At 29.9% G+C, this 24,263-nt stretch carries 17 protein-coding genes; 10 read left to right on the top strand and 7 right to left on the bottom strand.

The genetic code is table 11. The annotated features are described in order from the left end of the window. Positions 1–17: 17 nt before the first annotated feature. On the bottom strand, positions 18–866 hold the full coding sequence (locus L3J35_08280; protein ID MCF6366184.1) for an SDR family oxidoreductase: 849 nt from the start codon (positions 864–866) through the stop codon (positions 18–20). 160 nt (positions 867–1,026) lie between these two features. Between L3J35_08280 and L3J35_08275 the strand changes: the two genes are divergently transcribed. From L3J35_08275 to hisS, 6 genes are all read left to right on the top strand, one after another. Continuing rightward, positions 1,027–2,838 carry a Na+:solute symporter gene (locus L3J35_08275; protein ID MCF6366183.1) on the top strand — a complete coding sequence of 604 codons (1,812 nt, stop codon included), beginning with the start codon at positions 1,027–1,029 and terminating at the stop codon, positions 2,836–2,838. Beyond that, complete coding sequence (locus tag L3J35_08270) at positions 2,822–3,961, top strand: hypothetical protein (protein ID MCF6366182.1); 1,140 nt, start codon at positions 2,822–2,824, stop codon at positions 3,959–3,961. Before L3J35_08275 ends, L3J35_08270 begins: the two co-directional genes overlap by 17 nt. Positions 3,962–4,088: 127 nt before the next feature. Beyond that, positions 4,089–4,568: a ribosome assembly cofactor RimP gene (rimP, locus tag L3J35_08265; GenBank protein MCF6366181.1), complete on the top strand. Its 480-nt coding sequence runs from the start codon at positions 4,089–4,091 to the stop codon at positions 4,566–4,568. A gap of 14 nt (positions 4,569–4,582) precedes the next feature. Further along, positions 4,583–5,833: a transcription termination factor NusA gene (nusA, locus tag L3J35_08260; GenBank protein ID MCF6366180.1), complete on the top strand. Its 1,251-nt coding sequence runs from the start codon at positions 4,583–4,585 to the stop codon at positions 5,831–5,833. A gap of 105 nt (positions 5,834–5,938) precedes the next feature. Then, on the top strand, positions 5,939–8,839 hold the full coding sequence (gene infB, locus L3J35_08255) for a translation initiation factor IF-2 (protein MCF6366179.1): 2,901 nt from the start codon (positions 5,939–5,941) through the stop codon (positions 8,837–8,839). 70 nt (positions 8,840–8,909) lie between these two features. After that, complete coding sequence (gene hisS, locus L3J35_08250; protein ID MCF6366178.1) at positions 8,910–10,274, top strand: histidine--tRNA ligase; 1,365 nt, start codon at positions 8,910–8,912, stop codon at positions 10,272–10,274. 89 nt (positions 10,275–10,363) lie between these two features. On the opposite strand, the gene L3J35_08245 is transcribed toward hisS, so the two are convergent. From L3J35_08245 to wtpA, 4 genes are read right to left on the bottom strand one after another with little or no spacing between them, the layout of a single operon-like run. Further along, positions 10,364–11,401 carry an ABC transporter ATP-binding protein gene (locus tag L3J35_08245; GenBank protein MCF6366177.1) on the bottom strand — a complete coding sequence of 346 codons (1,038 nt, stop codon included), beginning with the start codon at positions 11,399–11,401 and terminating at the stop codon, positions 10,364–10,366. Between the two features lie 2 nt (positions 11,402–11,403). After that, a complete protein-coding gene (locus L3J35_08240) occupies positions 11,404–12,201 on the bottom strand; it encodes an ABC transporter permease (protein ID MCF6366176.1) in 798 nt (265 codons plus the stop codon). Between the two features lie 5 nt (positions 12,202–12,206). Continuing rightward, on the bottom strand, positions 12,207–13,463 hold the full coding sequence (locus tag L3J35_08235) for an alginate export family protein (protein ID MCF6366175.1): 1,257 nt from the start codon (positions 13,461–13,463) through the stop codon (positions 12,207–12,209). 3 nt (positions 13,464–13,466) lie between these two features. Continuing rightward, positions 13,467–14,447 (bottom strand): tungstate ABC transporter substrate-binding protein WtpA, encoded by a 981-nt coding sequence (gene wtpA, locus L3J35_08230; protein MCF6366174.1) that lies wholly within the window; start codon positions 14,445–14,447, stop codon positions 13,467–13,469. A 147-nt stretch (positions 14,448–14,594) separates the two neighbouring features. Here wtpA and L3J35_08225 point away from each other — a divergent pair, with 147 nt between their 5' ends. The 4 genes from L3J35_08225 (at position 14,595) to L3J35_08210 (ending at position 19,245) form a co-directional block, all read left to right on the top strand. Beyond that, a complete protein-coding gene (locus tag L3J35_08225) occupies positions 14,595–15,719 on the top strand; it encodes a helix-turn-helix domain-containing protein (protein ID MCF6366173.1) in 1,125 nt (374 codons plus the stop codon). A gap of 180 nt (positions 15,720–15,899) precedes the next feature. Beyond that, positions 15,900–16,646 (top strand): hypothetical protein, encoded by a 747-nt coding sequence (locus L3J35_08220; GenBank protein MCF6366172.1) that lies wholly within the window; start codon positions 15,900–15,902, stop codon positions 16,644–16,646. A gap of 101 nt (positions 16,647–16,747) precedes the next feature. After that, a complete protein-coding gene (locus tag L3J35_08215; GenBank protein ID MCF6366171.1) occupies positions 16,748–16,885 on the top strand; it encodes a hypothetical protein in 138 nt (45 codons plus the stop codon). A 2-nt stretch (positions 16,886–16,887) separates the two neighbouring features. Continuing rightward, a complete protein-coding gene (locus L3J35_08210; protein MCF6366170.1) occupies positions 16,888–19,245 on the top strand; it encodes a TonB-dependent receptor in 2,358 nt (785 codons plus the stop codon). On the opposite strand, the gene L3J35_08205 is transcribed toward L3J35_08210, so the two are convergent. Together L3J35_08205 and L3J35_08200 are read right to left on the bottom strand one after the other, a co-directional pair. After that, on the bottom strand, positions 19,242–19,973 hold the full coding sequence (locus tag L3J35_08205) for a hypothetical protein (GenBank protein ID MCF6366169.1): 732 nt from the start codon (positions 19,971–19,973) through the stop codon (positions 19,242–19,244). The genes L3J35_08210 and L3J35_08205 overlap by 4 nt on opposite strands. Positions 19,974–19,989: 16 nt before the next feature. Beyond that, positions 19,990–24,150 carry an ankyrin repeat domain-containing protein gene (locus L3J35_08200; GenBank protein MCF6366168.1) on the bottom strand — a complete coding sequence of 1,387 codons (4,161 nt, stop codon included), beginning with the start codon at positions 24,148–24,150 and terminating at the stop codon, positions 19,990–19,992. Positions 24,151–24,263: the final 113 nt, after the last annotated feature.

The following is a 24,263-nucleotide window of genomic DNA, read 5'->3' as shown; positions in this document are numbered from 1 at the left end:
AAACTTTATGAAATTTCCTATTCAAGACTTTCGATATCTATTGGGTTATCCAAAGCTTGATTATACATTGTCATAGCTTTTAAACTCATTCCCATACTAGAGAAACCTCCGTCATGAAATAAATTCTGCATGGTAATCTTTTTGGTTAAATCAGAAAATAGAGTTATACAGAAATCAGCAAATTCGTCGGCAGTTGCATTTCCAAGAGGAGACATGCGCTCTGTGAAATCAAGCAAACCGTCAATTCCTTTAACTCCGCTTCCGGCAGTTGTCATGGTAGGAGATTGTGAGATTGTGTTTACTCTGATTTTTTTCTCTCGACCATAGATGTATCCGAAACTTCTGGCAATGGATTCCAACATTGACTTTGCATCTGCCATATCATTGTAGCCGTATAAGGTTTTTTGTGCAGCAACATAAGATAATGCAACTACTGACCCCCATTCATTTATTGCATCTTTTTTTTTTGCAACTTGCAATAATTTATGAAAAGAAATTGCAGAAATGTCTAACGTTTTATTCAAATAATTGTAATTAAGATTATCATATTTTCTGCCCTTCCTTACATTCATAGACATTGCAACAGAATGCAAAATAAAATCTATTTTACCTCCGAAATGCTCCATAGTTTTATCAATCAAGTTCTCTATATCTTCAACATTTGTAGCATCAGCCGGAACGACAATAGAATTACATTTTTCGGCTAATTCATTAATTTTACCGAAACGCATTGAAACGGGTGTATTTGTAAGTACGAATTCTGCACCTTCTTCATAAGCACGTTCTGCAACTTTCCATGCTAATGACTTGTCATTCAGTGCACCGAATATTATTCCTTTCTTTCCTTTTAATAAGTTATACATAATTTATTTCTGTTTAATATTACATTGCAAATATATAAAGAAATCTAAATCTCAATGTTTTTTAACATGTTTTAAGTTTTTATGTTTAAAAAAGCTTTATTGTTATTATTTTAAAATTATTAGTTTTGTTGAAATTATTTCTTACTAAAAAAATAAACAAAAGATGAACCTGGTAATAGTTGATTGGTTAATTATAGGAGTATATTTTATAATTAGTTTAGGAATTGGCCTATTGATGTCAAAACGTGCCGGAAAAGGAATGGATGATTTCTTTTTAAGCGGAAGAAAATTGCCTTGGTATATAGCCGGAACAAGTATGGTTGCAACTACTTTTGCAGCAGATACACCTTTGGCTGTTACAGAACTTGTTGCACAAAACGGTATTGCCGGAAACTGGTTATGGTGGAATATGCTGTTCGGCGGAATGTTAACTGTATTTTTCTTTGCAAGATTATGGAGACGCTCCGGTATTTTGACCGATGCCGAGTTTGTCAGTATCAGGTATTCAGGCAGACCTGCAAATTTTTTAAGAGGGTTCAGAGCTGTTTATATAGGAATTGTTATGAACACAATTGTGATTGCATGGGTAAATCTCGCAATGGTTAAAATATTAAAAGTTTTATTTCCTGAATTTACTGTTTTCGGTGCACAAGAATTTTCTTTTCTCGGAATTGAATTTAGTTCTCATCTGATTGCAGTTGCAGGATTAATGTTGTTCACAACAGTATATTCCGCTTTGTCCGGCTTATGGGGTATTTCATTAACGGATAGTTTTCAATTTATAATTGCAATGACCGGTAGTATTATATTGGCTGTTTTTGCGGTTAATCATATTGATGTAGGCGGAATTCAAGGTTTAAAAGAGAAATTGCCTGAATGGAGCTTTGATTTCTTTCCTGATATAACTTCCGGTTCTCCTGAATCCGACGGAGCATCAGGAATATTAAAAATGACTGTAACAGCATTTGTTGCTTATCTCGGTGTTCAATGGTGGTCAAGTTGGTATCCGGGAGCAGAACCCGGCGGCGGCGGATATATTGCACAGCGTATGATGTCTGCCAAAAATGAAAAGCATTCTGTTTTAGCAACACTTTGGTTTCAAATTGCACATTATGCTTTACGACCTTGGCCTTGGATTATCGCAGCTTTTGCCGCATTAATTCTTTATCCGGATGCTGCAGATAAAGGTTCGTCTTATGTTATGTTAATCAGAGATTTATTACCTGCAGGCTTGTTGGGTTTACTTTTTGCCGCTTTTCTGGCAGCTTATATGTCAACTATTGCATCACAAACAGTATGGGGAACTTCTTATATAGTTAATGATTTGTATAAACCGTTTATAAATAAAGATGCAGGTGAAAAAAAGTATATTAAAATATCCAGAATAACAACTTTTATATTAATGGCTTTTTCATTAATTATTACGACACAGTTTGACAGAATCAGTGATGCATGGAAATTTGTGATTGTAATGAGTGCCGGCATCGGTTTAGTTTTATTGTTAAGGTGGTTTTGGTGGCGAATTAATGCTTGGTCTGAAATTTCTGCTATGATTGCACCTTATATTATATATCCTGTCTTAACTTTCGGATTTGATTTGGATGTGATTCAAAAAGACTTTGAAATTAGTTTAATTATTATTGTTATATGGTCAACGATTGTATGGTTATCGGTTACTTTCTTAACAAAACCTGAGAAAAAATCAAAATTAAAATCATTCTATAAAAAAGTACATCCGGGAGGAAGAGGTTGGCGTAAAATATCGGTTGAAATGCCTGAAGTAAAAAGTGATACCGGATTCGGAAGAATGTTTTTCAATTGGTTTGCAGGCAGTTTAATGGTAATGTCAGCCTTATTCGGAATCGGTAAAATTATTTTTGCAGAATATATTGCAGGATTTTCATTTGTTGCACTATCAATAGCCTTAGGGTTTATTATTTCATATAATTTATCAAAACTTGAATCGGAAGAATAATAAAAAAATATTAATAGCACCGCTTGATTGGGGATTAGGGCACGCAGTCAGAGATATTCCTTTGATACATAAATTAAGCGGTGCAGGTTATGAAATAATATTAGCCGGCTCCGGATCTTCTTTAGAATTACTTAAATCAGAGTTCCCTGATTTAAAACATTATACATTGCCTTCTGTATTAATGAAATACTCAGGGAAAAGTTCTTTTTTTATATTTAAACTTTTGATTCAAACTCCTAAATTTATTTTTAATATAAAAGAAGAACAAAAACAACTAAAAAAAATAATTGTAAAAGAAAATATTGATTTTATAATCTCAGATAATCGATACGGAGTTTATTCAAGAAAAATTCCGAGCATTTTTATTAGTCATCAAATTTTCCTTAAGCTACCGAAACATTATAAGTTTTTTGAGAAACTCATTAATAATATTCAAAAAAGATATATACATAAATTTGACAAATGTTTAATACCTGATTTTAGTGGTAAGATTAACTTATCAGGAGAATTATCTCATAAAACAAAACTGCCGGATTTTTATAACTTTATCGGTACTATTTCAAGGTTTAAAACAAGTACAAAAAAGTATGAAAAAAAATATGATATTATTTTTATTCTTTCAGGTCCCGAACCTCAAAGAACTATTTTTTATGAAAAAGTATATTCGCAAATAAAAAAAACAACTTATAAAACTTTGATTGTTTCCGGTAAACCTGAGAATAAATTAGCGTTCAAAGATAAAAATATTGAACATATAAATCATTTGTCCGGAAATGAACTTCAAGAAGCAATTTTATCTTCCGAAATTGTAATAACTCGTGCAGGTTATACTTCCGTTATGGATTTTGTGAAATTAAGAAAAAAAGCAATATTAATACCCACTCCCGGACAAACTGAACAATTGTACCTCGCAGAACATCTTAAAAATAAAAGACTCTTTGTATTTGAAAATCAAGATAACTTTAAATTAACCCAATTAATTAATAAATTAAACAAATTAACACCCGATTTCAGTATATTTGATAATCTTCAAAAAGAATCTTTTATTGATATTATCAAAACTTCATTTAATCCCGATTATTTAGATACTGAAAAATGCATTACAAAAAATCGAAAAAGCTGAAAACCAAAAAAATAAAAAACTATATATAATTTTGATGTATTAACATATTTATTTACCTTTGCACGCAGAAAATGGTTTGATTGTTTCAGGGGGGCTTGCATTAGTCCCCTGTTTTATTATCAAATAAATGATAAACAAAGAACAAATTGTAAATATTTCAAATAAAATATTAAGTCTTGAAATTGATAAATTTCAAGATAGTGATATATTTTTTGTAGATGCAAAAGTTTCTAATGATAACAGAATAACTGTTTTTATAGATAGTTTTAACGGAGCAAAAGTTGCAGATTGTGCAATGTTGAGCAAAAATATTGAAGAAAAATTAGATAGAGAAAATGAAGATTTTGAACTTGTCGTTTCTTCTGCAGGTATAGACAAACCATTTAAAGTTTTAAAACAATACAAAAAAAATATCGGAAAAACGGTTGAAGTGCAAACAGCAGAAGGAGACAAACACATAGGGGAACTTATAAAAGTTTCTGATTCTGAATTCACAATTAAACCGAATAATAAAAAAGTAAAGAAAAAAGCTGAGACTGAACTTGAAAAAGAACAAATTTTTAAGTTCGAACATATTAAACAGGTAAAAGTTATAATAACATTTTAAAAATATTACAAGCAATGGATAATCTTAACTTAATTGATACTTTTGCTAATTTTAAAGAAAATAAAGACATTGACAGAGCTACAATGATGGGAGTTCTGGAAGAAGTTTTCAGAAGTGTATTTGAAAAGCAATATGGTACTTCCGATAATTATGATTTTATTATAAATATAGATAAAGGAGATTTTGAAATCTGGCGAAATCGTGAAGTAGTTGAAGACGGTAAAGTAGAAGATGAAAATATGCAAATTTCAATAAGCGATGTTCATAAAATTGATGAAGATTATGAAGTTGGTGAAGAGTTTGCGGATGAAGTAAAATTAGCAGACTTCGGAAGAAGAAGTATTCTGTCTTTAAGACAAAACCTTTCATCTAAAATTTTACAATTAGAAAGAGAGAATATCTATTTAAGATACAAAGACAGAGTCGGAGATATTGTTACCGGAGAAGTTTATCAAGTATGGAAAAAAGAAATGCTAATACTTGATGATGAAGAAAATGAAATGATATTACCTCGTACAGAGCAGATTCCTTCTGATTTTTTCAGAAAAGGAGATACATTAAGAGCTGTTGTTGAGAAAGTTGAAATGAAAAACAACACACCTTTAATTATATTATCCAGAACATCATCGACTTTTTTAGAACGACTTTTTGAACTTGAAGTACCTGAAATTTATGACGGTTTAATCACTATCAAAAAAATTGTAAGAGTAGCAGGCGAAAGAGCAAAAGTTGCAGTTGAATCTTATGACGACAGAATTGATCCCGTCGGTGCTTGTGTCGGAATGAAAGGAGCTCGTATTCACGGTATCGTTAGAGAACTTAAAAACGAAAACATTGATGTTATTAATTATTCCGAAAACCTGAAATTATATATTCAAAGAGCTTTAAGTCCCGCTAAAATTAATAAAGTAATAGTAATTGAAGACGAATCAAGGGTTGAAGTGTACTTGGATCCGGAAGAAGTTTCAAAAGCTATCGGAAAAGGAGGGATGAATATCAAACTTGCCGGAAAATTAGTAGGTTATGAAATTGATGTTTTTAGAAATGTCGATGAAGGAGAAATTGAAGAAGATGTTGATATAATGGAATTTAGAGACGAAATTGATGAATGGGTTTTAGAAACATTTAAATCAATAGGATGCGACACGGCAAAAAGCGTTCTTAAAATATCAAGAGAAGAATTAATAAAAAGAACTGATTTAGAAGATGAAACAGTTGACAAAGTGCTTGAAGTTCTTAATAAAGAATTTGAAGAAAACAAGTAAATTTGTTTTCATAAAAGAAAATTTGTATTAATATTGCCTGATACAGAGGTAAATTGATTTTAAATAGAGTCATTTTAAAAGATTCTGAATTTGTTAAAAATTTATATGGCTGAGATTAAAAAAATAAAAAGATTAAATCAAATAGCAAGAGAACTTAATGTTGGTATTGAGCATCTGATTGAACATCTTCAAAACAACAGTATTGAAGTTGAGGCTCGACCTAATGCAAAAGTTTCCGCAGAAGGATATGAATTGTTATTGAAAAAGTTCAGTTCAGATAAACTGGTAAAAGAAGAATCTGAAAAATTATTAAGACAAAAAAAAGAAAGAGAAGAAAGTGTTGAAGAAAATCCAGAAGAACTTATAGAAGATGGTGTTGAAGAAATTGTTTTTGATAACGAAAAAATTGTTGAAGAAAAAGAAAATAAGATAACCGAAAAAGATAAAAGTGAAGAAGTAAAAAAAGTTGAAGTTTCAATGCCGGTTGAAGAAGAAAAAAAGTCGAAAAAAACCGCAGATAAAGCCGAAAAAAAAGAAACAGAAAAAACTGCAACTAAAAAAGTCGAAAAGAAAAAGGAAGATGTTGTAGTTGAAAAGAAAGAGACAGAGAAAGAAGAAAATGCAATAAAAATTAAAGGAAAAATAGATCTGGATAAGATTAATACAAAAACAAAACCTGATAAAAAAACAGCAAAAGAGAGAAAAGAAGAAAGAGAAAAAAGAAAATTAGCTACAATAGAAGCAAATGAAAAAGCATTAATTGAAAAGCAAAAAGCAGAAAAAGAGCAAATAAAAATTGAAGCAGAAAAAATTGAAGCAGAAAAAATATTAGAAGAAAAAAGGAAAATTGAAGCAGAAGAAAAAAACTTTATAAAAACAGAAGTTAAACAACTGACAGGACCCAAAGTTGTCGGAAAAATTGTAATAGAAGAAAAAAAGAAAAAAGATCCGAAAGCTGCAAAAGATAATAAAAATGCAAGTATTGAAAGCAGAAGAAAAAAACGCAGAAAAAGAATAAGAAAACCGGTTAATGCCGCCGCCGGTGCTGTTGCAGAAAAAACCAAACAAACAAGTAAAAACCGAAGATACAAGAAAAAAGAAGAAGTCAGCCAAGAAGATGTTCAAAAACAAGTAAGAGATACTCTTGCAAAATTAACCAATAAATCCAAAAAAACATCTGTAAAACACAGACGTAAAAAAAGAGAAGAAGTTCAACAACATATTCAAGAAGAAATTCAACTTCAAGAAAAAGAAAAGTCTATTCTTAAAGTAACAGAATTTATTTCTGCCAATGAACTTTCAAAACTAATGGATATTTCTGTAAATGAGGTAATTAAAACAAGTTTTGATCTCGGAAAAATGGTTACGATAAATTCACGATTAGATGCCGAAGTAATAGGTATCATTGCTGAAGAATACGGATTTGAAATACAATTTATTTCAGCAACAGAAGGTGAAGATATTGATACATTCGTTGATAAAGAAGAAGATTTAGAATCAAGACCCCCTATTGTTACGGTTATGGGGCATGTAGATCACGGAAAAACATCACTACTTGACTTTATTCGAGATGCAAATGTAATTGCAGGCGAAGCCGGAGGAATAACTCAACATATCGGTGCATACAGCGTTGTTATAAAAGGCGGTAAAAGAATTACTTTTCTTGATACTCCCGGTCACGAAGCATTTACCGCAATGCGTGCAAGAGGTGCAAAAGTAACAGATATTGCAATAATTATTGTCGCTGCCGATGATAATATAATGCCGCAAACAGAAGAAGCAATAAGCCATGCAAAAGCTGCTGATGTTCCGATTGTATTTGCAATTAATAAAATTGACAAGCCCGGTGCAGACCCTGAAAGAATTAAACAAGAATTAGCAGAAAAAAATCTTTTGATTGAAGAATGGGGAGGTAAATACCAATCTGCCAACATTTCCGCAAAGCACGGAACAAATGTTGACAAATTAATGGAGGAAGTAGTTTTAGCCTCAGAAATGCTTGAATTAAGAGCTAACCCTAACAGACCGGCAAAAGGAACAATTATTGAAGCTGAACTTGACAAAGGCAGAGGCTATATATCAACAATTTTAGTTCAAACCGGAACATTAAAAATCGGAGATATTTTATTAGCAGGTGCTCATTCAGGCAAAATTAAAGCAATGTATGACGAGCGAAATAATAAAGTTCAGGAAGCAGGACCTTCTACTCCCGTCCAAATTCTCGGTTTAGACGGAGCACCGCAAGCCGGCGAAACTTTTTATGTAATGAAAAGCGAGAAAGAAGCAAGAGAAATTGCAATTAAAAATAAACGAATACTCAGAGAACAAACATTCCGTACACATAAACACATTACACTTGATGAAATCGGAAGAAGACTTCAATTAGGAAACTTCCAAGAAATTAATATTATTATAAAAGGTGATGTTATCGGTTCTGTTGAAGCAATTGCTGACTCATTAGTAAAACTCGGAACAGACGAAATTCAAATAAAAGTAATACATAAAGGTGTAGGTCAAATTTCAGAAGCAGATGTTATGTTAGCAGCAGCTTCCGATGCAATTATTGTAGGATTCCAAGTAAGACCTGCTCTTGCAGCAAAAAAACTTGCAGAAAAAGAAGAAGTTGATATCAGACTATATTCTATTATATATCAAGCAATTGAAGAATTAAAACTCGCAATGGAAGGTATGCTTTCTCCTGAAATTAAAGAAGAAATTACTGCTACTGTTGAAGTTCGTGAAGTATTTAAAGTTTCAAAATCAGGTAAAGTTGCAGGTTGTTTTGTTCTTGACGGAAAAATTCACAGAGATGATAAAATCAGATTAATTCGCGAAGGTATCGTAAAGTATCAAGGAGAACTCGGTTCGTTACGAAGATTTAAAGATGAGGCAAAAGAAGTTGTTTCAGGAATGGAATGCGGTTTAAATATCGAAAATTTTAATGATATTAAAGTCGGAGATATTGTCGAATCATACAGAGAAACTGAAACTGCAAGAAAATTGTAATAAATATTTTTAATACATAAAATGCTCTGTATCTTTGCAGGGCATTTTTTTTGAATTACGAAATTTTAATATGGCAAATTTACCCGGAATACCGAAAGGAACAAGAGATTTCTCCCCAAGAATATTAGCAAAAAGAAATTATATCTTCGATACAATCAAAGATGTGTTCAAAAAATTTGCATACAAGCAATTAGAAACACCGGCAATGGAAAACTTATCAACCCTAACCGGAAAATACGGTGAAGAGGGAGATAAGTTATTATTTAAAATATTAAATTCAGGCAATTTTTTAAAGAAAGTTACAGATTCCGAACTTTGCGACAGAAATACTGCAAAAATGGCACATCTCGTTGCCGAAAAAGGTTTAAGATATGATTTAACCGTACCTTTTGCACGTTACGTAGTTCAACATCAAAATGAAATAACATTTCCGTTTAAACGTTTTCAAATTCAGCCTGTTTGGCGTGCCGACAGACCTCAAAAAGGACGTTACCGAGAGTTTTACCAATGTGATGCAGATGTTGTAGGAAGCAATTCTTTAATAAATGAATTAGAGATTGTTCAAATGATTGATGAAGTTTTTACAAAACTGAACCTAAAAGTGACAATTAAAATAAACAACAGAAAATTGCTTGCCGGAATTGCAGAACGAATCGGTTATCCCGAAAAACTAACGGCAATTACGACAGCAATTGATAAATTAGATAAAATAGGACACGAAAAAGTTTATCAAGAATTAGAACAAGCAGGAATTACGGGCGAAGCACTTAATTTGCTCGAACCGATGTTTAATATCGGTGGAACTTATAATGAACAAATGCAATGTATCGAAAAGTTTCTCGGAGAAACCGATTCGGGTGTCAGCGGAATTGTTGAAATTGAAAAATTATTTTCGTATTTAAGTCTGTTTAAATTCAACAATAAAGTTGAACTTGATTTAACACTGGCAAGAGGTTTATCTTATTATACCGGTGCAATTTTCGAAGTTGTTTCTGATGAAATTCAAATCGGAAGTATTTGCGGAGGCGGCAGATATGATGATTTAACGGGTATTTTCGGTCTTAAAGATGTTTCAGGGGTGGGAATCTCCTTCGGAGCTGACCGCATATTTGATGTTTTAGAAAATCTTAACCGATTCCCGAAGGAAACTTCATCAAACGTGAAATTAATGTTTGTAAATTTCGGCGATAAAGAAGAAAAATATTGTTTGGCAGCTTTACAAAAACTCAGAGAAAAAGGTATTAACTCTGAAATTTTTCCTGATAACAGCAAAATGAAAAAACAAATGAAATATGCAAATAACAATAAAATTCCTTTTGTTGTACTTGCCGGAGAAAATGAAATAAATGAAAATAAATTTACATTGAAGAATATGGAAACAGGAGAGCAGAAATTGGTTTCTGCCGAGGAAATGATTGAAGCAGTTTTATTGTAAGTTTTACGGTTAACCAAAATATCTTTTTATGTATATTTACCACAGCATATAACAATAAAGGGTTGCAAATTTTATATTTTACATGAAATTTATATAAATTTAACCGAATTAACTTTAAAACTTAGCCAAATTTCTTTTCCTTCTGCTAAATTGAGATTTTGAGTTGATTCTTCCGTAATATTAACTGAAATAGGAATTCCTATATCAACTATAATTTCTTTTCCGTATCGTGAGGATATTATATTTATTATTATACCTTTAAAATTGTTAATTGCACTTGACTTTTGCTCTTTCTCAGACAAAACAATTGTTTCGCCGGGAATCATTACATAACCTTCATGCATTTTTTCATTCGGATTAATTCTGATACTTAATTTATTCTCAACTAATACCTTATTTATTGAAGTATATTTTGCTTTAAAGAAATTTTTAATACCCGTAAATTTAGCTACAAACTCATTTTTAGGATTTTTAAAAATATATTCAGGTTTTCCTTCTTGAATAAGTTTTCCTTTATGAATAACTGCAATCTTGCTTGCCAAACTTAAAGCTTCTTCGTAATCATGCGTTACATGAATAATTGTTTGACCTTGTTTATTCAACTTTCGCAATAAGTTTTGTAAACTTTCTTTTATTTTAATGTCTATTGAGCCAAAAGGTTCGTCTAATAATAAGCATTTAGGTTTTAAAATTAAAGTTCGGGCAAGAGCAACTCTTTGCAGTTCTCCGCCTGAAAGTGTTGTTGTTTTTCTTTTTATTAAGTGTAATATCTCAACTTTTTCGGCGATTTCTTTAACTTTATTTTTAATTTCCTTTTTTGACAGATGTTTGTTTTTGAGGGAATAAGCAATATTGTCAAAAACATTAAAGTGCGGAAAAATTGCATAGTCTTGGAAAACAAGTCCGAAATCTCTTTTCTGAATGCTCGTTTTTGTAATATCTTGTTCTTTAAAATGAATAGTTCCCGAATCAGGCATAAACAGACCTGAAATAAGTTCTAAAATAATTGATTTTCCGGCTCCTGATTCACCCAGCAAAACAAAATAATCTCCTTCATTTACTGAAATTGAAAAGTCATTTAATGAAAAATCACCGAAATCTTTATAAATATGTTTTAAACTAAGCAAATCTATACAGTTTTATTTATTCTTAATTGATTTTTTTTAGAAGTCAACATTCTTAATCCTATAAAAACCACCACACAAACAATTATAAAAACCACAGAAACCGGACGAGCATATTTTAATCCGAATGCACCGAAACGTTCATAAATTAACACCGGTGTAATCATCGGATGATATGCAACAATGACAACAGCACCGAACTCACTCATTCCTCTTGCAAACATCATAATTAAACCCGAAACAATATTTCGCCACGCTAAAGGCAATGAAATCGTGAAGAAAACTCTTGCCGGCGATGCCTTTAAAGTTAATGCCGCTTGTTCTAACCGAATCGGAACAGCTTTAAAACCGTCGTGTGCGGCATTAATTAAAAACGGAATACTTACAAAAGCCATTGCTAAACCAATTCCGATAGGATGCCCCACAAAATTAAGTCCTACCGAATCAGCTGCTTTACCGAGCATTGAATCTCTTGAAATAATTCCGAGAATAGCAATACCGGCAGCCGAGTGCGGAATAACAATCGGTAAATCAATAATGCTTTTTACTAATTTCTTAAAAACGAACTCTTTTCTTGCTAACAAATATGCAAAAGGGATTGATGCTGTTGCAAAAAATAAAGTTGCCCCCATTGATATTCCTATTGTCAGCCAAATACTTTTTTGAACTTCTTCATCTTTTACCGTTTCAACAATTTCAATCGGAGAAGTTGCAATGAACATACTTACAAGCGGTCCGACTATGAACAGCAAAACTAATGCTCCCAAAAATGTAAAGAATAAATGTAACAGGTTAAATTTCAAAATGTTTAATTATTTTTTGATTTAAAGAAAGTTGGGTTAATCGAAAGCATCATATAAAACCAATGATTAAAAAGGTCCTTATTCCCCCCTTTAATAATTTCAAGACTTTCGGTTCCTATTATAAATGAATAACCTGTTTCAAAACTTACATCTTTGCTGAGTTTATGTTTAAGCACAAAATCAATTTCGTGAGCAAGAAATTTATCAATTACGGTATTATTACTTAAATAATTATTTTGTAACATAAAATGATGATATTCGGCAAGCAAGCTTGTTTGCTTTGAGAATTTATAATTTGCTTTAAAGTATGAATCAATTAAACCTGCACCTTTTGTAGTGGCAGGAATACTGAAATAATCAATTCTTCCGTTAAATTTATGCCGTCCTCCGTAAATAATATCAAATGCTTTACTTGTTTTATTTAATGAATCGAGAGCATTATTTCCGCTTTTTATTTCATTTCCTGTTGCAAGTTTAATTTTATCGGAAACCGAATAAATAAAATCAATATTTGTATAAAATGCTTCAACTTTTTGTGTATTTTGCAATTCTCCGGTTTGCCCGAAAATACGTGCAGTTATATGAAATTTATTTGTTTTATATTCCGGAACAATTCCTCCCGTAAAACGAAAATGTTGTAATTCAGGTTTTGTTAAATCTTGATTTCCGTCTAAAACATTTAATGAAGATATTGTAAATTTATTAAACTTCTTCCGTAGCCATAAAAAATTTAGCGATTTATAATATGAGTCGCTGAAAGTATAGTCTGTTCCGAATTTGTTTTGAGTAGATTGATTCCAGGCAGTTCCGAAATCAATTAATAATTTTTCGCTTCTGTATTTAATTAAAAGAGCATCGTGTGCTGTACCTATTTGATTCCAATTTACGGGTGAAATTAATCGGCTGTTATCGTATTTAAGTTCTTGCCTTCCCAATTTTATCGACCACGCCTCATTAAAATTAATTTTTGCCCACGCTTCGTGCAAGCCCATTGATGCAATATCTTTTTTCCAAACTTGATCGCCCCAAACTCGAAAATCAAATATTGAAAATTTTGTTTCTAATTTATCAGTTTTATATGCAAAATTCAACCTGCTTCTTTGAGAAACAAAGGCTGCCGGAGTGGTTGTATCATTTCTCATGCTGCTGTATCCGTTCCTGAATTCAAATCTCGGACGAATAATACCTTGAACTTCAAATTGGGCTTTTGTTGATGCACTTATAATTGTCAGAAATAGCAGAATTAATAACTTTATTTTCATAATTTATTGTTTTACAAATTTTTTTAAAGACTCAGGTATTTTATTGTATATTTCACTTTTAGAGGGTATTAGAGAAGGTTGTCCGTTTTCTTCCATTATTTTCATACCTTTATTTTTTTCTAAAACAAATTGAACAAACTTTTTAGCTAACTCGGGGTTCGGTGCATTTTTAGGAATTGTAATTCCGTAAACCATAGGAGCTCCTTTTTTTGTAATCATTTCGCCCGGTTTTTTGCCGGTAATTTTTGTGTTTACGTTTGCATAATAATCTTTTAATTCAGGTAATTTTAAATTAACAGAATCCGGAAGAATAAGATATTGCATTCCGTGTTGTTGGGCAACAGAGCGATAAAGAAAAATGTAATCAATTGTATTTGATTCTAATAAAGCCAATAAGTCTGTTTCTTTCGGTCGAATATAATTAATGTCTTTTTCTAATATCTTTTTGCTTAAACCTTCTTCTTTATAAAAGTTTTCTGCTAATTTAGAAGTTAAAACTGCTCTGTAACCGCAAGGGTCAGAGTTCGGGTCTGAACGACCGAATGCTGCATCATCTTTTAAAAGTATTTCATACCAATTATTTGCATTAATCTCTTTTGAATATCTCGAATTTTCATTAAAAACTATTGTCATTTCATTGCTTGCAAATTTAATATTCCAATCGGCAAAATTAGGAATTAATAGTTCATCAATTACTGTATAATCTGCTGATGCCATTACATCGCATTGTTTATTTAAATCTGTGATTTTTCTGGCACATTTTCGGCTGCCGTCTGCTTCAAGCAAAACTTTAACCCCGGGATTTTCCTTCTCAAACTCTTTTGCTATAAGTTTAAACGGAACAGACAAACTGCCGGCATGGAAAACAATAAGTTCTTGTTTATCGTTTTTGTTTGTTTCTTTTTCTGAATTATTTTCTTTGCAAGAGGGCAGTATTAATACTGTTGTAATAAATACAAGTGTTATTTTTTTGAGATATTTCATATTTTAAGATTTGGATATGCAAATATAAACATATCGGTTTCAGAAAAAATATGTTATAAATCATATAATGATAAAAAATAGTATTAATCAAAAACTGTATTAGTTTTATCCGGAATATTATATTTTTGTATGCAATAATTTTTTTCAATGAAAGCAATTTTCTTAGTAGGAGCAGTACAGGCATTTTTTCTGGCAATTTTATTAGTTTCAAAAAAGAACAAAATAACTGCTGATTATATTCTTTCTGTTTGGCTTATTATAACAGCAATTCCGCTATTTTTATATTTCATTAACTATGAAAGTTATTCATATATTCTGAATAATTCAAAGAGTATCCCTACTTATTTAATGATTATTAATATTCCTTTCTTACTTGTTCAGAGTCCGTTTTTATTTATTTATGTGAATACAATTATAAAAGGAACAAAGAATTTTAAATTATCTTATTTATTGCATTTTATACCTGTTCTGTTATTTTTTCTAAGCTTCTATATCGTAATTGGTTTTAGGGCAGAAGATAAAATGACATTTAACCTTTTTGATTATAAATACCACCAACTTATTATTTCCTTTTTTCCGTTTACTTTAATTTTGGCATTCTTCTATATTATTAAGTCTTATTTAAAAATTGAAAAATATAAAAAAACACTTTACAAACAATTTTCATATACTGAAAATATTGATTTTAATTGGCTGAAAAACTTAATTTTAATTACATCTTCCGTTTGGATAGTTCTTGGAATTTTTGCATTTATGTTTAAAAAAATACATACCGAAGTTAACATACATGATATTGTATTAATTTCTGCTTCAATTGCAATATTTATAATCGGATATTTCGGCTTTTTAAAAACAAATGTTTTTTTTAACAAAGAACTTCTGATAAAGAAAAACAGTATTGAAAAAAAGAAAAATGTTATTCCCGATGAAAATATTGAAAAATTGATTAAAAAAGTTAAAGCATTTATGCTCGAAGAAAAACCGTATTTAGAAAGTAAATTATCTATTAAACAGTTGGCTGATATGTTATCAATACAAACTTATCAATTGTCCGGTATTATTAATGACTATTTACACAAGAATTTTTTTGATTTTGTAAATGAATACAGAGTAGAAGAAGTTAAAAAGCAAATGCAAAAAAATAAAAATTATACATTATTAGCCATTGCTTATGATTGCGGTTTTAATTCAAAAAGCTCGTTTAATCGAATTTTTAAGAACCTCTCCGGATTGACCCCCTCCGAATATCAAAAAAAGAATAAACTTCAATAGACTGTATGTGAGTTGGCTAAAAGTCCCGTTTTTTTATCGGGACGTATTTAAAGCTTCAAAATTGTCCCATATTGCTTATTGGGACGACCGGTATTATATTTCAATATAGTTTTGCTTGCAAGAAATTTGAAGATCAACTTTCATGTAAACATTTTATTAATTATTAAATTTAAAAAGATTATGAAAAAAACAATTAAGTATTTGGCAATTATTATTATCGGAGCAAGTTTTTACGGATGCAATAAAAATGATAAAACAGAACTTGATAATGTTTCGTCAGACGAAGCAGCAGAAATTATCGCTGCATCTCTCAGTTCAGATAACGGAGGAACAACTGCACAATTTGAAGATGCCGCAAAACTTTCAGAAGAAATAAACAGCACACAAAAAGGAATTGCGGAAGAAGTTTTTGATACAACATTTATTGTAAGTAACAGAGAAGGAGCAAGAATTACATTTGAATATACCATACACTATGAATACGGTATTACTTATAATGCGGATTCCGGACAATTTCAATTTTATGCAAACTTCGATACAGACGGAACATTAGAATCTCCGAGAGTAAGTATGATTGATAATTCCTACGGAACACTTACATTAACCGGATTGGAACAAAGTGATGATTTTTATACAATTTCAGGTTCGGCATCAAGACAAGGAAGTCAAACCACAAAAACAAATGACGGGAAAACTGTAAAAAGCACAATAGACTTAAATTTTGATTCAATTAAAATAAATAAAACAGATTATAGTATTGACAGCGGAAACGGAGAAGTTACAATTACCGGAAAAACTTCGGAAGGAAATGATTTTTCATTTACGGGAACTTTAGTTTATAAATCTGACGGTACAATTATTTTAACTGTTAACGGTGAGGAATATATTATTAATACTGCATCGGGAGAAATAGAGAACTTATTATAACTATTGAAAAGCTAAAAAGGTAAGTTTTATATAAGATGTGACTCCGAGAACTTACCTTTCGGCTTTTTAAAAATAATTTCAACAATATAAAACCTAAAAGAATGAAAAAATTCATTATTATTGTTAGGCAGTTTAATTACGAAGAAAGACGGGCAACTACTAATGAATATAAAATTGCCGTAAGATATGCCTTAGAAGCAATACTTGCAAATAAAGGAAAAAGTGTAAAAATTAAATGAATATGAAATATAGGCTTCTGTATTTAGTAATATTGTTCTCGATTTGTTCTCCTGCAACTTTTTCTCAAAATCATTATACGCAAAATATAAGAGGAAAAGTTATCGATCAAGATTCTCGAAGTTCAATTCCCGGTGTAACTGTTTTAGTTGCAGGTTATAACAATAAATTTGTTTCCGTTACTGATTCGGAAGGAATATTTCGGATTGAAAATGTACCCGTAGGAAGAATAACAGTTCAAGCAATGTTTATAACTTATAATTTTGTTGAATTAAGAGATATTGAGCTAAAATCGGGGAAAGAACTTATTTTGACAATAGAAATGGTTGAAAAAGTTGAAAATATTGAAGAAGTAATTGTAACTGCAAACAGAAAAGACAAAGCAAGTAACGAAATGGCAACCGTAAGTGCTCGCTCTTTTACGGTTGAGGAAACTGAACGATATGCAGGAACATGGCTTGACCCCGCACGTATGGCTGCAAATTATGCCGGTGTTATGGCAGTAGGCGACCAACGCAATGATATTATAATAAGAGGTAATTCACCCTTAGGTTTATTGTGGAAGTTGGAAGGTGTAAGTATTCCTAACCCCAACCATTTCGGAACTCTCGGTACGACAGGAGGACCTATAAGCATACTGAATAATAATTTATTGGATAATTCTGACTTTTTTACGGGAGCTTTTCCTGCTGAGTACGGCAATGCACTTTCAGGGGTGTTTGATTTGAAATTAAGGAAAGGAAATAATGAAAATTATGAATTTACTGCACAAGCCGGAATGAACGGTTTGGAGTTCGGTGTCGAAGGTCCTTTTTCAAAAAAATCAAAAGCATCTTTTTTAATAAATTACAGATATTCTACATTAGCAATTTTTGATTATTTAGACATCCATTTTGGTGTAAGCGGTGTTCCCGAATTTCAAGATTTATCATATAAAATAAATTTTCCGACAAAAAAAGCAGGTACTTTCTCTTTTTTCGGTGTAGGAGGCATAAGTACTATTGAAGTTTTTTATGAAGATAAAAAAGAAGATGACTGGACTTTCGGAAACAATAATTTAAATTTTAAATTTGCTTCGGGAATGGGTGTAAGCGGCGTATCTCATTTTTATGCATTTGATAATACTTCCTATTTAAAAACTGTTGTTGCAGTTTCCGGAACAATGTCTTCCGCAAGAGCAGATTCTGCAACAACGGAAACCGAAACAGTTTATTACGGAGACAATTCAAATGAAGTTAAATATTCGCTTACTTCAAAATATACGAAAAAGTTTAATGCAAAAAACACAATGAATATCGGTTTCAACATTGATGTATATGATGTTCAATATGAGGACAGTGTTTTAAGACCCGATGAAACTTATTATTACCTGTCGGAAGTAAGTGATGAAAAAATGATGCTGATAGGAACATATTCGCAAGTTAAACATAAATTTACAAATGATTTAGCTTTAACGGCAGGTGTTCACTTTATTGATTTTACAATGAACGGAAGTTATTCTGTTGAGCCGCGTTTAGGTGTTAAATGGAATTTAAATTCAAAACAAAGCCTGAGTTTCGGAGCCGGAATTCACAGCCAATTACAACCTCGATTATTTTATTACCAAAGAACCGTAATAAATGATGTTGATTATTATACTAACAAGAATTTAGATTTTTCAAAAAGCAACCAAGCTATTTTGTCTTATGATTACTTGATTAACAGAAACTTACGTGTTAAGTTTGAAGCGTATTATCAGTATTTGAATCAGATTCCTGTTGAGCAAAATTCTTCACATTTTTCAATGATAAATTACGGAACTTCTTTTTTTGAAGCAAGAACAGACAGTTTAATAAACAGCGGGACAGGAGAAAATTACGGTATTGAATTTACATTAGAAAAATTTTTAAGTGATAATTATTATTTTTTGTTTACATCTTCAATATTTGAATCTACATACAAAGGAAGTGATGAAGTAAAACGTAATACAATTTATAACGGAAATTATGTGTTTAATTTTTTAAGCGGCTATACCTTTAAAATAGGAAATCATGCAAGTTTAAATATTGACGCAAAAACTGTTTATGCCGGAGGTAAGCATTATATTCCGGTTGATTTGGAAAAATCGGAACTTGCAGGTACAAAAATATTGGATTATTCGCAAGCTTATGAACCTAAGTTTGATGATTATTTCAGAATAGACGGAAGAATAGGTTTTAAATTAAACAGTAAGAAATTTAATACTGAATTTGCATTTGATTTGCAAAATATTACAAATCATAAAAATATATTATTGCAATCTTATGATGTTGATACAAATTCTGTTGTTTATGATTATCAATTAGGTTTGTTTTATGTCTTTTTTATAAGGTTTCAATTTTAGTTTAAAGGTTTTATATAGTTCTTATAATAGTCAACTGCAACATTCGTATATGAATATTGATTTCCGGGATACTTTGTTCCGTACGGAAAGAATTTTGCGTTAATATGGTTTTGTATTTCTTTTTTAGATTTATCAAAACCGAAATTATATGCAGAAGCAATAAATTTTATTTTTTCAACTTTTGATTTTTTGCTTAAATCAAACCGATTTGTAATAATATCATAAAATGCTGAAATATAGTGTATTTGATAAGATATTTTTGTTAGTCGGATTACACGTTCTTCCCTTTCTTCTTTTTTTGTTAATTTATTTATAGGTAAAAAAGAGTATTTTGTTTTTAGTTTATCATTTTTAGTTATTTCGTGTTCAATTTTTTCTGCAAACGACGGTTTTAATTGAAAATCTCCGATTGAAAAATCTACATATTTTGAGCCGTATTCTACATAAATAACTTCTAAGGCTTTTGTTTCTAAATAATTTTTGATTATTGAATATCTTATTCTTTCCGGAAAAATAACAGGTATAATAATTTCTTTGTCAATATTGTGTTTGTTAAAAGTTAAGTTGAGTAAAGGCATATTTTTATCAAAATAGTTAAGAGCCTCGGTATAATCTTCCTTAAATATTTCGTAATATTTGCTTTGTGCTTCATTAATATTCTGTGAAAATACCTTACTGTTTATATTTATAATTAAGAATAAGCAAAAGAAAATGATTACATATTTCATAAGAACTTGAGATTAATTAAAACCTTTTACTTTCATCAAAATAAACAACAAAAGGGATTATCTTTTTATATTTATTATTTTCTGAATAATAAATAACGGGAGCAATACCTACAACTTCTTTTTTCATACTTAAATTTTTTTCATCAACATACCAATTCTCAATAAAAATAAATGAATTAATATCTTTCGGATTAATTTTGTCTTGAACTGTTTTCTTGATAAAATCACCTGTTTCAGGATCAACATCTTCAATTATATAAGCCGGTAAATTTAAATTTTGCATTAAATCATCAGAAGATAATTTTTTACCTGAGTAAAAATTATATGCATTTATTTCGCCTTTTACGGCAGAATTAAAAATCACTTCTTTAAATGTACTTTGATTATAACTGCTCCAAAATAAAGGTCTGTTTTTTTCAATTTCAGGTATTACGGGAATTTCTTTCTGCATCGGATTTTCTGTCCAAAATTCATATTTTACTTTTTTGAATAAACTCATTTTATTTATCGGCTTATTGCTTTGATTATTAAGGATATATCCGATTAGTTTGTATTTCGGTTCATCGAAATAAATATCATCATCACGGTAAAATCTTATACCCGGTGAATATGCAAATATTTCTTTATTGAAAGTAAAGTTTTCTTTATTGAAATTCCATTTTTCATGTGAATGAATTACCGAAACAGAATCAGTTCCGTATCCTTCTCGTTTTACTATTTTTTCTATGTTTTTATCTGTTTCGAGGTTTGTTTCATAAATTGTATCGTTATAAATTCCTATATTTTTTAGAATATCAATAGTATTGTATAAAAGATAATTGGATTCTGTATAATTCCCGAATTTATCTTCAAAAATTTCTTGTTGATATAATTTTACTTCGCCTGATGTTGTTTTTTCAATAAATAGTTTTTTGAAATCAACTTTATTTATATTTTTTTCAAAATAATAGTTATCAAAACAAAAGAATGAGTTTAAAGTTCCGGTGTTATTGTCAATCGGAGTATTTACGGTAATTTTTCTTTCATCATAAACATTTTTATTTACATCTTTAAAATAAACAACAAACGGAATTGAAACTTCTGACTCGGGAATATCAGATTCTTCATAGTTTTCATAACGCCTGACGGGAGCAATACCGATAACATTTTTTACAATTTGCAATGTTTTTTTATCTAAATACCAATCTTCAATAAAAATTACCGATTTTATTTCATCAGGATAAATTTCTTTTTTATATTTAATTACTATCTCATCACCGGTATTATAATCATAATCCCATACTTCAATTTCTTCATTTGCACCAAAACGTTCGTATATATCCGTAATTTTTAATTTTTGTCCGGTATAAAAATCATAGGCATCAATTTTTCCCGATAAAACTTTATTTAAAACAGATTTTACTATTTTTTGTTTAGAAAAACTTGACCAGAAAGGTGCTTCTTCTTTTTCATATTTTGATAATTGAAAATTAATATCAGGATTAATATTATTTTTATTTAAATAAGCATCTTCATTATAAAGAAAGAATTCGTATTTTACCTTTTTAAACAGTTCAGCTTGTTTTTTTATGCTTTTCTTAGATTTTTTATTATTATATTTTTCAAAATTAATAAATGCAATTTTTTTATATCTTGATTCTGCTTCATCAAAATAATCTTCGGGAAGATAGTGCCTTATCGGGCTATATGAGAATACATTTTTATTAAAAATAAAATCTTTGTCATTATAAAACCAATCATCGTAAAATTCAATTCCGTCAATCTCATTAAGATTTGCTTCCGCAGTAACTTCAATGGGGTATTCTTCTCCGGTTTCAACATCTACCATGTATAATGTAATTAATCCTGCTCCGAATTTTTCATTTATTTCTTTCTCAGATAAGGCAGGATTATAGATATTGTTTTTTTCAAATTTTGTTAAATATGGTTTGTAATTTGAATAAGCTTTAATTTCTCCTTTTGTAATTTTATTAAAATATAAGTTATTGAAATTTACATTTCCGAAATCTTCACAATAAAAATGCAAGTTGTTATGTAGGTCATTATCATATATGTATGATTTGTAATATGTAGAATCTAATGGTATTATATCATTTAAGATTAAACAATCGGGGAACAAGTTATTTTTATTATTTTCGTTTCTTTTGCTTGAAAGTTGTTTTTTTAATAATTCTGCGGATTCAATATTTTCGTTTCTTAAAGCATAATGTAAAGGTGTTTTATAGTTCTCATCAATTGCGTTAATATTTGCACCGTTTTCAATTAAAATTTTCACAGTTTCGTAACCGTCTTTGTATTTTGCAGCATAATGTAAAGGTGTTGTGGCTGAGTTTCTTAATTTAACATTTGCACCGTTTTCGATTAATAGCTTAACAATATCAAGTTTTTCATTGATAATTGCAGCCAAAACAGGTGATTTATAATTATTGTCTGCTACATTCAAATTTGCACCTGCTTTAATTAACAGTTCAATGATTTCTTTATTACCTTCGCTTGAAGCAATTATAATGGGTACATTTTTGTTTTCGTCAGGTTTGTTAACGTCAACTCCTTTTAGAATCAATAATTTTACAATTCCGAGATTATTATTTCTTATGGGTTCAATAAGATTTATATTGCTTAAATCTGCATTTTTATTTATTAAATACTTTGCAATATTTGAATAATTGTTTTTTACGGCAATTTCTGTTGCATTGCCTGAATAATACCTTTTTACATTAATGTCGGCATCGGCTTCTGCAAGAATCTTTACAATTTCAAAATTATTTCTTTTAACGGCATTAATTAAAGGTGTAGAATTATTTGTACTCCTTGCATTAATTTCAGCACCTTTTTCTAATAATAATTTAATCGTATTAATATCTTTATAATTTGATGCAAGATGTAAAGGTGTTTCCGATGAAGAGTTCTCAGCATTAATATCTAAACCTTTTTTTAATAACAATTTCACTAAATCAAATGAGTTATTGTTTCTTACGGCTGTATGCAATAATGTATTATCTGATAAATCTTTTGTATTAATATCAGCTCCGTGTTCAATAAATAATTTTACGGCTTTATTGTTTCTGCTTTTAATTGCGTAATAAAAAGGTGTTTTTCCGTTATTATCCGAAATTTTCTGATTTGCTCCTTTTTTTAACAGATATTCAAGTGCTTCAGTTGCTTCAGTATTTTCTGCTGCATAGTGTAATGCTGTTTTGTTTTCATTATCAACAGACTCAATATCAATTCCCTTTTTAATAATTAATTTTATTGTTTCAATATCAGAGTAGCTGTTTTCTGCATAATCATATTCAAAAGAACAAAGTATATGAAGAATTGTTTTTTCTTCCCGGTTTTCAGTATTAATATTAACACCTTTGTCAATCAAGTATTTAATTATATCTTTATTTTTTTCTTTATCTCTGCAGGCATAAAAAATAGGAAGATAGTCTAAATAATCTTTTTTATTAATGTCGGTTCCTTTTTCAACAAGTAATTTTACCATTTCAAAGTTATGTTCTCCTATAGCAACATTAATCGGTCTTATGTGTTTTTTTAATGAGTCGGGAGAGCTGTAATGCCTTGCAATTTCAAAGTTGTCGTTCAATATTGCAATATCAAGAACATTGATATAATTAAAATTAAGGTCAACGCCTTTTTCTGTTAAAAAATTAACAATTTTGATTCCGTCTTTTTTTCGACAAACGGCATAATCTAAAACTGTATATCCTAATTTGTCAGGTTTATTTATTTTATAAATATTTTTATTTATTGCATCTTTAAGCTCATCAAAAGTTCCGTATTTCGCATAAAAATAAATATCATACTTTATATCTTTCAAAAAATTGAATATAGATTTATTGTATTTCTTTTCTGAAATATCAATTGCTGTTTCCCCTTTATTATTCTCAATATTAATATTTGCATTATTAAAACACAGCAATTTAGCTAAATCAAGATTATTATAGTTAACTGCCAAATGTAATAAAGTATTACCGTTTTTATTTTTTGCGTTAATATCGGCTCCTTTCTTAATTAAATCAACAACATTTGCATAGTTATAATATCGATTATAATAATATCTATAAGGAGTTTTGAATAATTCTTTATTTAAACTATCTGTTTGAGAGTAACTTACATTAAGCAAGGTTGTTGTCAATATAAAAATAGTTAATAGGTTTTTTGCTTTCTTCATAACCGGAATTTTATTGTAAATTACTTCAAATATACTAAAATAAAATGTAAATTTGTATATTATATTTTACTGATATGTTACTTTATAAAAACGATTTAACAAGAAAACAGTTG

The organism is Bacteroidales bacterium (assembly GCA_021648725.1).
Taxonomy (GTDB): Bacteria; Bacteroidota; Bacteroidia; order Bacteroidales; family JAADGE01; genus JAADGE01.
The sequence above is the reverse complement of the archived record's forward strand: the minus strand, read 5'-3'. Positions and strand labels throughout refer to the sequence as shown.

Excerpts from the sequence above, each read along its gene's own strand:
- L3J35_08275 (MCF6366183.1), top strand. The coding sequence starts at position 1,027 with ATGAACCTGGTAATAGTTGATTGGTTAATTATAGGAGTATATTTTATA.
- rimP (MCF6366181.1), top strand. The coding sequence starts at position 4,089 with ATGATAAACAAAGAACAAATTGTAAATATTTCAAATAAAATATTAAGT.
- nusA (MCF6366180.1), top strand. The coding sequence starts at position 4,583 with ATGGATAATCTTAACTTAATTGATACTTTTGCTAATTTTAAAGAAAAT.
- infB (MCF6366179.1), top strand. The coding sequence starts at position 5,939 with ATGGCTGAGATTAAAAAAATAAAAAGATTAAATCAAATAGCAAGAGAA.
- hisS (MCF6366178.1), top strand. The coding sequence starts at position 8,910 with ATGGCAAATTTACCCGGAATACCGAAAGGAACAAGAGATTTCTCCCCA.
- L3J35_08235 (MCF6366175.1), bottom strand. The coding sequence starts at position 13,463 with ATGAAAATAAAGTTATTAATTCTGCTATTTCTGACAATTATAAGTGCA.
- wtpA (MCF6366174.1), bottom strand. The coding sequence starts at position 14,447 with ATGAAATATCTCAAAAAAATAACACTTGTATTTATTACAACAGTATTA.
- L3J35_08225 (MCF6366173.1), top strand. The coding sequence starts at position 14,595 with ATGAAAGCAATTTTCTTAGTAGGAGCAGTACAGGCATTTTTTCTGGCA.
- L3J35_08220 (MCF6366172.1), top strand. The coding sequence starts at position 15,900 with ATGAAAAAAACAATTAAGTATTTGGCAATTATTATTATCGGAGCAAGT.
- L3J35_08215 (MCF6366171.1), top strand. The coding sequence starts at position 16,748 with ATGAAAAAATTCATTATTATTGTTAGGCAGTTTAATTACGAAGAAAGA.
- L3J35_08210 (MCF6366170.1), top strand. The coding sequence starts at position 16,888 with ATGAAATATAGGCTTCTGTATTTAGTAATATTGTTCTCGATTTGTTCT.
- L3J35_08205 (MCF6366169.1), bottom strand. The coding sequence starts at position 19,973 with ATGAAATATGTAATCATTTTCTTTTGCTTATTCTTAATTATAAATATA.
- L3J35_08200 (MCF6366168.1), bottom strand. The coding sequence starts at position 24,150 with ATGAAGAAAGCAAAAAACCTATTAACTATTTTTATATTGACAACAACC.